This is a genomic window from Treponema sp. UBA7567 (assembly GCF_002476655.1).
Taxonomy (GTDB): Bacteria; Spirochaetota; Spirochaetia; order Treponematales; family Treponemataceae; genus Treponema_D.
In genome coordinates this window covers 1-8,727 of sequence record NZ_DLLH01000074.1, presented here as the reverse complement: position 1 = coordinate 8,727, position 8,727 = coordinate 1, and the positions used below count along the sequence as shown (strand labels likewise).

Sequence of the window (8,727 nt, the reverse complement as noted above, 5' to 3'; positions counted from 1 at the left end):
TGCCATTTGTGCTCAACGCCTTCAACAGCCAGTTTCATTCCCAAACCATGCACAAGCTGCACAATATTCTGAATAAAATCTTCTTTTCCATCTACAAGATAATTATCAACGAGAGACTTGTCTATTTTAACCTTGTCCGCTGGAACAAAAGTCAAATAGCTGAGAGAAGAATACCCCGTTCCAAAATCATCAAGAGCAAGTGTAACACCAATTTTTGCAAGTTCGTCAAAAAGCTGAGTTACGCGACCTTTTTTACCCATAAAAAGGCTTTCTGTAATTTCAATTTCGATTAGATCTGACGGAATCCTGTATTTTTCCATCATGTTTTTCAGATGCAAGACATAACCGTCATCAACAAGTTGTCCATTTGAATAGTTTATTGCAACCTTTCGAAGCTTCATTCCTTCAGAACGCCAGATGTCCATCTGACGCAAAACTTTTTCGGTAACAATTCTTCCGATTCGAGCAATAAAACCGCTGCTTTCCGCTACAGGAATAAAAACATCCGGTCCAACTGAATAATCCTTCAAGCGGACAAGAGCTTCAAAAGCGCAGACATCGCCAGTTTTTGTAGAAATCTCTGGCTGATAGCGAATTTCAAAACCGCCATGCTCACATTCGTCTTTTAAAATGTCAATAATCGAATTGCGCCTCAAAACCGATTCTTTCATTTCCGGCATAAAACCAAGACAGGTTCCAAAACCAATCTTTTTTGCCTCATACATTGCAATATCCGCATTTGTAAGAAGCTCATCGTAAGAAACATCGATAGACGAATCTGCAAAACCCAAAGTTACTGTTATTGAAAGTTTTGTTCCGTTAAAATACATCGGTTCATTGAGCAATTGACGCAAAAGTTCAATCTCTCGCCCATTTTTTTCGATATGACCGCATTTATAGACAAGCAAAAATTCATCTCCGCCGTAGCGTGCCGCAAAATATTCACCGTTTACAGTAAGTTTTGCAAGCCGGCGTCCGTATTCTTTTAAGACAAAATCGCCGCATGCGTGTGTGTAAGTGTCGTTGTAATTTTTAAAATCATCAACGTCCATCAAAAAAAGCGTAAAAGGCAAGCCAGAATGTATAAGTTTTTTTATTTCTGCCTCACCGTGACTTCTGTTTGGAAGCTCCGTTAAACCATCATTGTTTGCGACAAAAGTCAGTTTTGTTTTCGAGTCAATCAGCTCCCTGTTAATTTGGCGCATTTTTTTATTCATCGCCATGACAATTTCGTTAATTTTTTTTGATTTGTAATAGCTTGTAATAAAAACAACGAGCATCAAAATCAAAGAGAGTATTATAAAAAAAACAGCAATGAACAGACTTTTCTGTTTTTTTAAAATATTTTCCGCCTTGTTGAAAAAAATCGTTTCGGAAGGCAAAGTCGCAGGATTTATATTGAATTCTTTCAGAAGTTTGTAATCAAAAATACATTTTCCAGCCGCAAAATCATCGTATTCAAAATCAAAAATCTGTTTTTTTCCTTCGAGAATTTCATAAACAATTTCTACAGCATGGCAGGCGGCCGCATAGTGATCATAAACTTTTCCACCCAAAAATCCATTCCCAATACCGACAGCATTTGTCCTATAAACGGGAATTCTCCGTGAATACGAACTGATAAAATCAATAAGCTCATAAATAGAAAAAGAATTTCTGTGTGCATAAGACTGCAAAGAAGAAAGACACAAAACTACTGAATCAGTGTGAATTGCAGACAACCGATTAGCAATCTGTTCAGGAGAATTTCGAGAAATCGTAATAAACTCATAGGTTAAGTTTGGATATTTTTTTATTGCGTCCAAAAATTGCTCTCTGTCGCCACGGCCCGTTAAAGAATCATCAAGAATACAGCAAACTTTTTTAACATTAGGATTTTGCTCAATGATTATTTCAAGAGTTTCATCAACAAAATTTTTTTCTCCAAATCCTGTAAACCATGGATTTTTTTGAGCATTTTTTGCATGAGCAATATCGTTTATTCCAAAAAATACAACCGGAACATCTTTAAAAAGTTCGTTATGGAACTGCTCAATAAAAGTTAAGGCAGCGTCATCGCTTACAATAACCGCCTTGTAATTTGTCGGACGCATAGAAATTTTATGCTTTACTGTCTGATAAAAAAGCTCGTAATTTTCGACAGTGTTATAATTAAGCATGTCCATGTACATAACTTCGTACATGATGCCTTTTTTTTGCATAGAATATTCAATGCCTTCAAGCTGATTCTTTGTAATCAAATAGCGAGGATCATAAGAACTTATATAAAGAACATCGTAAGTCTTGTTTTCGTCCAACTCAAAAGGTTCAAATCTATTTATTTCGCCCTTAAGAAAAATAAAAATTAAAAGGGCAATTCCAGCCAGCGCGCAAATAACAGCCAAGCCAGTCAAAACAGAAGTAATAACTATCGATTTTCTTCTATTCATAACAACACTCCCCTTAAAAAAAACATATTCCGTTTATTTTATCATAAAAAAACTTAACTAAAAAACTCTGGTTGATAATTTACCGTTATCGCACAAGAAAACTTTTTTACCAAGGACAATCAGTGTCTCACTAGTTGTTTTATCATTGGCATACCAACTAAGGAGGAGCATTTATGGCTATGTTTTTTTTATTTTTGGGATTTATCGCTTTATGGGCAATTACAGAAATTATCGAAACCTTTTTAAACGAAAAACGCCAGCATAAAAGCCGGCGCTGTCAAAAAAGAACACTCCGCTGGATAGACTAAATGCCAGCGAAATGGGCAAAACTATTCGGTAAGCAGGTTGTTGCTTTCAACGTAATTTTTACATTTGCGTTCCCAGTCGATTCCGCCAATGCGTGTAAATCCGTTGAGCCACTGCTGCCAGTTTTCTCTAATAAGGGCACGTTTTCCTGTAACAAAGTCCATAACGCCCTGCTCGTAATATTTTTTTACTTCGGCAGACGGAGCTGGCAAACCTTCTGAGCCAAGGGCTGGAGTCCAGTCCTGATTCTGCATATTTTTTAAAACTGCGTATGCGCTCATTTTTTTGCCGTTGCGGCTTACCCAGGTTGGGTAGCGGCTTTCAAGCTCAACTTCGCTGTTATAAAAAATCAAATTTCTAAGCTGAAGATAACGTGCAAATGATTTTTGAGTATACGCTTTTGAAGGGTCAGCCAAACCTTCAGTTGTGATTTTTCCATTTTCGTCACGTCTGTAGTTTACGCCTTCTTCACCAAATCCCAAAAGATAATAACCTTCTTCGCTGCTCATCCATTCAAGAAGCCTTGCAATTGCCTCAATCTTGCCTTTTTCTCTGGCATTTTTGCTGATTGCATAGATGCGGTGTCCCTGGTCAGTGTAAATTCCAACCGATTTAACCCCAGAAGGACCTGTCGGAGGCTCAATTACAATCCATTCTCCATCCGGAAACTTTTCGTCAAAAGGTGAATAGTTGTTTTCGAGGGCAAAGGCTGCATTTTGTTCACGCATAATTCCAAAACGACCTGATTTCCAGGCATTTCTAAAATCATCCTTCTTATAAACAACCCAGTTCGGATCGATTACTTTTTCGTTAACCATCTGACGCACAAAATTTACTGCGTCAAAATAACTGTCTTTGTAAATATTAAGTCCGGCAGTATCTTTGTTAAAATCAAAAGTTCCTTCTACTCCAAAAGCGCCAAAAATCGGGTCAAATTTCACACCCAAACCTTCTGAATTCTTTTTGATTTCAAGATAAGCGCCGTAACCATAAGTGTCATTTTTGCCGTTGCCATCAGGATCGCTGTAAGCAAAAGCCTTCATTACGTTCATGTAATCGTCGAGAGTTACAGGAATTTCAAGGCCAAGTTTATCAAGCCAGTCTTTTCTAATCAAAATTCCTTCATTTTTTACAACTGAACCTGGCTGGCTCAAAGCATAGTGCTTGCCCTTGTAACCATACGACTTGCGCTCTTTTACATCATACATTTGAGAAGTACGAGTCGGCATAAGCTCGTACATGTCATCAACATAAGAAAGACATTCTTTTTTCATCAATTTTGGCAAGACAGTTCCGCTCACAACAAAAATATCTGGCAGACGTCCGGCATCTGCGGCAGCTATAATTTTTTTGTCCGCTTCAGTAGAACTTGCAGGAACAGCAGAAATTTTTAACTCGATATTCAATTTTCTGCGGATAATGTTAAAAACTTCCCAATCTGCTGGCGGTTCTCCAGCTTCAGAAAAAGTTGCGCCATACCACAATTCTAAAGGAATAATATTTTTTTCTTTAGAACCGCATGAAGTAAGAATTACTGCAAGAAAAAGCGCTGCGCAAACAGCTGAAATTTTGCATTTCATTTAAAATTCCTCCAAACTCATTTATTCTAAAACTTAATTAAATTCAATTCAAATAAATATACAGCCAAACATGAAATATATCATACAACCGTTTTTATTTCGAGATTTTAGAGATATTCTTTTGTTATTCATTCTTTTTATTTCTTTTCTATGCTTATACTTTTCTCTTGTCCAACCATCAAACTTAATTCATAATTATTTTCTATGAACATTCTTGTAAGCGCCTGCCTCTTAGGTTTTGATGTAAAATATGACGGCGGAAACAACGGCTCAATTCTGCAGGAAGAAACCTTTGAACGCCTAAAAAAAATCGCAAACATAATTCCTGTCTGTGCGGAATGTATGGGAGGACTTTCCTGTCCGCGCTCTCCCTGCGAAATTTCCGGAGAAAAAGTAATCGACTCGCAAGGCAACGACAGAACTCCTCAATTCAAAAAAGGCGCTCAACAGGTTTTAAAAGCGGCAAAAATGTTCGGATGCTCTTTTGCGCTTTTAAAAGAAAGAAGTCCTTCGTGCGGAGTTGGAAAAATCTACGACGGATCATTCAGCCACAAAATAATCGACGGAAACGGAATAACGGCAGACCTTTTGCTAAAAAACGGAATAAAAGTTTTTGGAGAAAACCAGATAGAAGAACTATTTGAATCTCTCCGTCTTGCAAAAGCGCCGCTTCAATTGAGTTTTGCTTTTTAAAATTATTTAAGCCGACAAGCAAAATCTGTCAAACTAGCTTTGACAAACTAAATCCCCCGGTTTTGAAATTATAAAATCGGCCTTAAATTCTTCAAATTCCTGCTGGCTTCCATAGCCCCACAAAACTGCACAGCATTTTAAGCCGTTTTTTCGCGCTCCGAGAATGTCGTGTTTTCTGTCGCCAATCATCAAAATCTTGCCGTTTTTTCGTTCAGCCTGCAAATTTTCGTGCTTAATTACATATTCGATAACTTTGTGCTTTTCGCTTCTTGCTTCCGCCATGTCCGCGCCGCCGGCAAAATCAAAGTATTGAGATAAATTAAAATGTTCCAGAATTCTGAACATAAAAACTTCCGGTTTTGAAGTTGCAACGTAAAGTTTTTTTCCGCTTTCTTTGAGTTTTTGCAAGGTTTCTGGGATTCCTTCATAAACTGCATTTTGAAAAATTCCTTTTTCCGTATAAAACTCACGATATTTTTCTATGGCTTTATCGCACTGCTCTTCGCTCAGTCCATAAAAAACATTGAACGACTCTGCAAGCGGAGGTCCTATAAAACGCTTGAGTTTTTCATCGTCCGCTTCTTTTATTCCAAAACATTCAAGCGCATAACGCACACTGTTTACAATTCCTTCGGCAGAACGTGTCAAAGTTCCGTCAAGATCCCAAAAAAAGTGCGTAAATTGAGAAAAATCGTTTCTTAACAACATACTCCGATTGTAGCAAAAAAATGAACTTCACTACAATCAAAACATAATATGAATTTTTTCCGATTTTAAACTTTGAACTGATCGACCTGAATACCAATCTGTCCAATTGAAGCTTTCATACGGTTTGCAAGTTCAGAAAGCGCCGCTCCAGTTTCGTTGATTTTGCGTGCCCCGGAAGACATTTCGCCCATTCCGTCTTTTATGCTGAATGTAGCTTCCTGAAGATTTTTTATTTCATCAAGAATCGCCTTATTTCCTTCAGCCATTTCCAAAGACGCTGTTTTTACCTCGTTAGAAGTGTCATTCATGCTGTTAAGGGCGACTGCAATTTGTTTTGAACCTTCATTCTGTTCTATCATTGCATTTGAAATTTCCTGAACAAGATTGTTTGTCAAATTGATTTCCTGAGCAACGTCGTTAAACGCATCGGAAGCAATGCCAGAAGCATCAACCATCTGCTCAATGCTGTTTATGATTTTATCCAGCTGATTACCGATTGTCTGCGACTGAGAACCAGAATCTTCGGAAAGTTTACGAATTTCTTCGGCAACAACGCTAAATCCCTTTCCTGCTTCGCCCGCATGAGCCGCTTCAATTGCCGCATTCATTGCCAAAAGATTTGTCTGCTCTGCAATTCCATTGATTACGACGTTTGCTTCGCGCAAAGCCTGGCTTTCTGCCTGAATTTCTTCGATTTTTGCCGTAACATCGTTATTTTTTTGAATTCCAGTTGCCGCCTTCTCTTCAAGCTCGTGGAAAGTATGAGCCATTCTCTGAACAGAATTATTTACAGAATTGATGTTTCCAATCATCTCTTCAACAGAAGCACTCGCCTGAGTAACAGCCGCGCTTTGACTTTCAATCATGCGGTTTAAAGACTCTATGTTTGAAGCAATTTCGTTTACAGCTCCGGCAGTTTCGTGAACAGACTCGCTCTGAACGCCAATCTGCTTGTCCATACCCTTAATATTGCTAATAATCTGACTAATTGCCGCTACAGTGTCTTCTGTACTGTTCTGCAGAAGTTCATCGACTTCGACAAGGTCGTTCTTAGACTGCTTCATTGTTGAAACAATTATGTGAAGTTTTTCAGAAAATTTATTGAAGCCATCAACAACGCGTCCAATTTCGTTGCTGCTCTTTAACTGAATTCTTTGCGTAAGGTCTGCGTCTCCAGTTGCAATTCCGCGGATCGTGTTTTCCACAACACTCAAAGGCTTTATCTGTTTGTACATTATAAAACCTACAAAAAGAACGATTATAACGGTAATTATAATTCCGCAGATTAAAAGTTTATAGAAAATTGCAGTTGAAGCCGCATTGATTTCTGTTTCTTTTAATAAAAGCATAATTTTCCACGGCGTGTGCTTTACAATTTTTGAAAAAATAACAATGTTTTCGCCAGCACTATTTTTTATTATTCCAGTATGACTGTCATTCGCCCAAGCAGTCTGAAAAACAGAATAAGAAGCCGGGTCATTTTTTCGGATATAATCAACTTCTTCCTTTAATTTTTCAGAATTAAGATTTGAGGCAATAACCTTTCCAATGCTGCTAAAAAGCCCAGCTTCGCCAAGCGAACCAAGATTTATATCTTCAAGGACCTTCGCAAAATTAGATTCTTCAACGTTTCCACAAAAAAAACCGATTGTTTCGCCATTGCGTTTGGCAGCACGGCATACATGCACAACTGTTTTCCACGAAACTTTAGAAGGAACAGGATTGTCAACATAAGAATCTGCGCCGTTCTGCATGATTTCTTTAAAATAATCGCGGTCAGAAACAATCGTCTGAGTTCCAATATCCGAATAATAAAGTCCGTCTTTATCAACCCATGCAACATAATCAAAAAAATCTTTATTTCTGTCCTGCTCATGATCGCGCAGCCAGGAAACAATTTCTTCCGTGCTTGCATTTCCTTTTATGATGTCTGAATTGCAGTAGTAATCTAGGGCTGCAAAATATTTTTCAATAACATTTTGCTCAAGATTTGCATAAGTATCTACAAACTGGGCATATTCAAATTCTGTACTTTTTTTAAGCTCCTCTTTTGTAGTTTTTGTTACAAACCGAATCTGCAGCACGTTAAAGAAAATTACAATCCCCGCTAAAAAACCGCCTATAAGAAGAAATAGGCGTCCTCCCTTTTTCTTTTCCTGCTGATTCTCAGTCTTACGTAGTTTCATAAAAATGCCTCCAGCTTAAAAAAAATTATTTTTCCGAATGTCTAAACAAAATATCTAAAAATTTCAGTTTTTAGATAAAAATTTGAAATATAAAAAATCGCCTGTTTTATTCTACCAAAAAATATCAAAATCGCCACAAAAAAACTCAAAATCATTGCAAAAAACGGCCATAAAAAAAACGCTCCCGACAGAGAGCGTTTTTAGTTTTAATATGTTAATATTTTTTCGTCAAGAATTCTTACAAACTACGCAAAACAGCGCCTTTTATAAAAAACTAGTGATGGAAAAGTCTAATTCCGTTAAAGCACATAACCATATTATACTTGTCGGCAGTTTCGATTACCTGATCATCGCGAACCGAACCTCCCGGCTGAGCAATTACAGTTACGCCAGATTTGTGCGCACGCTCAATATTGTCTCCAAACGGGAAGAAAGCGTCTGAGCCGAGAGCAACATCTGTATTTTTAGCAAGCCATTCTTTTTTCTCTTCGCGAGTAAAAACTTCAGGCTTTACTTTGAAAATTCTCTGCCAGCTTCCTTCTGCAAGAACATCTTCATATTCTTCGCCAATATAAACGTCAATTGCATTATCGCGGTCTGCGCGTTTAATTCCGTCAACAAACTGCAATCCGAGCACTTTTGGCGACTGACGCAGCCACCAGTTGTCGGCTTTTTGACCAGCAAGGCGTGTACAGTGAACGCGGCTTTGCTGTCCAGCGCCAATTCCAATCGCCTGGCCGTCTTTTACGTAACATACAGAATTTGACTGAGTATATTTGAGAGTAATAAGAGCAATAATAAGGTTATGTTACGTAAAAGACGGCC

6 protein-coding genes and 1 pseudogene are annotated in these 8,727 nt (G+C 38.0%); 2 read left to right on the top strand and 5 right to left on the bottom strand.

From position 1 onward, the window contains the following. Window positions 1-2,429 (bottom strand): ABC transporter substrate binding protein (locus B3Y13_RS09345; protein WP_296694132.1); only part of this gene is annotated, 2,429 nt, incomplete at its 3' end. Window positions 2,430-2,602: 173 nt separating this feature from the next. Between B3Y13_RS09345 and B3Y13_RS09340 the strand changes: the two genes are divergently transcribed. Continuing rightward, a complete protein-coding gene (locus B3Y13_RS09340; RefSeq protein WP_296023030.1) occupies window positions 2,603-2,737 on the top strand; it encodes a hypothetical protein in 135 nt (44 codons plus the stop codon). 21 nt (window positions 2,738-2,758) lie between these two features. Here the strand turns inward: B3Y13_RS09340 and B3Y13_RS09335 are convergent, their stop codons facing one another. Next, window positions 2,759-4,315 (bottom strand): extracellular solute-binding protein, encoded by a 1,557-nt coding sequence (locus tag B3Y13_RS09335; RefSeq protein ID WP_296694129.1) that lies wholly within the window; start codon window positions 4,313-4,315, stop codon window positions 2,759-2,761. A 204-nt stretch (window positions 4,316-4,519) separates the two neighbouring features. Here B3Y13_RS09335 and B3Y13_RS09330 point away from each other — a divergent pair, with 204 nt between their 5' ends. Continuing rightward, on the top strand, window positions 4,520-5,008 hold the full coding sequence (locus B3Y13_RS09330; RefSeq protein ID WP_296667738.1) for a DUF523 domain-containing protein: 489 nt from the start codon (window positions 4,520-4,522) through the stop codon (window positions 5,006-5,008). Window positions 5,009-5,041: 33 nt separating this feature from the next. Here B3Y13_RS09330 and B3Y13_RS09325 read toward each other — a convergent pair whose 3' ends face one another. The 3 genes and pseudogenes from B3Y13_RS09325 to B3Y13_RS09315 all read right to left on the bottom strand — a co-directional run. Continuing rightward, window positions 5,042-5,716: an HAD family hydrolase gene (locus B3Y13_RS09325; RefSeq protein WP_296694127.1), complete on the bottom strand. Its 675-nt coding sequence runs from the start codon at window positions 5,714-5,716 to the stop codon at window positions 5,042-5,044. Window positions 5,717-5,781: 65 nt separating this feature from the next. Continuing rightward, complete coding sequence (locus tag B3Y13_RS09320) at window positions 5,782-7,902, bottom strand: methyl-accepting chemotaxis protein (protein WP_296694125.1); 2,121 nt, start codon at window positions 7,900-7,902, stop codon at window positions 5,782-5,784. Window positions 7,903-8,176: 274 nt separating this feature from the next. Beyond that, a pseudogene (locus B3Y13_RS09315) lies at window positions 8,177-8,707 on the bottom strand (phosphoribosylaminoimidazolecarboxamide formyltransferase); the annotation flags it as partial. Window positions 8,708-8,727: the final 20 nt, after the last annotated feature.

Excerpts from the sequence above, each read along its gene's own strand:
- B3Y13_RS09330 (WP_296667738.1), top strand. The coding sequence starts at position 4,520 with ATGAACATTCTTGTAAGCGCCTGCCTCTTAGGTTTTGATGTAAAATAT.
- B3Y13_RS09335 (WP_296694129.1), bottom strand. The coding sequence starts at position 4,315 with ATGAAATGCAAAATTTCAGCTGTTTGCGCAGCGCTTTTTCTTGCAGTA.
- B3Y13_RS09340 (WP_296023030.1), top strand. The coding sequence starts at position 2,603 with ATGGCTATGTTTTTTTTATTTTTGGGATTTATCGCTTTATGGGCAATT.
- B3Y13_RS09320 (WP_296694125.1), bottom strand. The coding sequence starts at position 7,902 with ATGAAACTACGTAAGACTGAGAATCAGCAGGAAAAGAAAAAGGGAGGA.
- B3Y13_RS09325 (WP_296694127.1), bottom strand. The coding sequence starts at position 5,716 with ATGTTGTTAAGAAACGATTTTTCTCAATTTACGCACTTTTTTTGGGAT.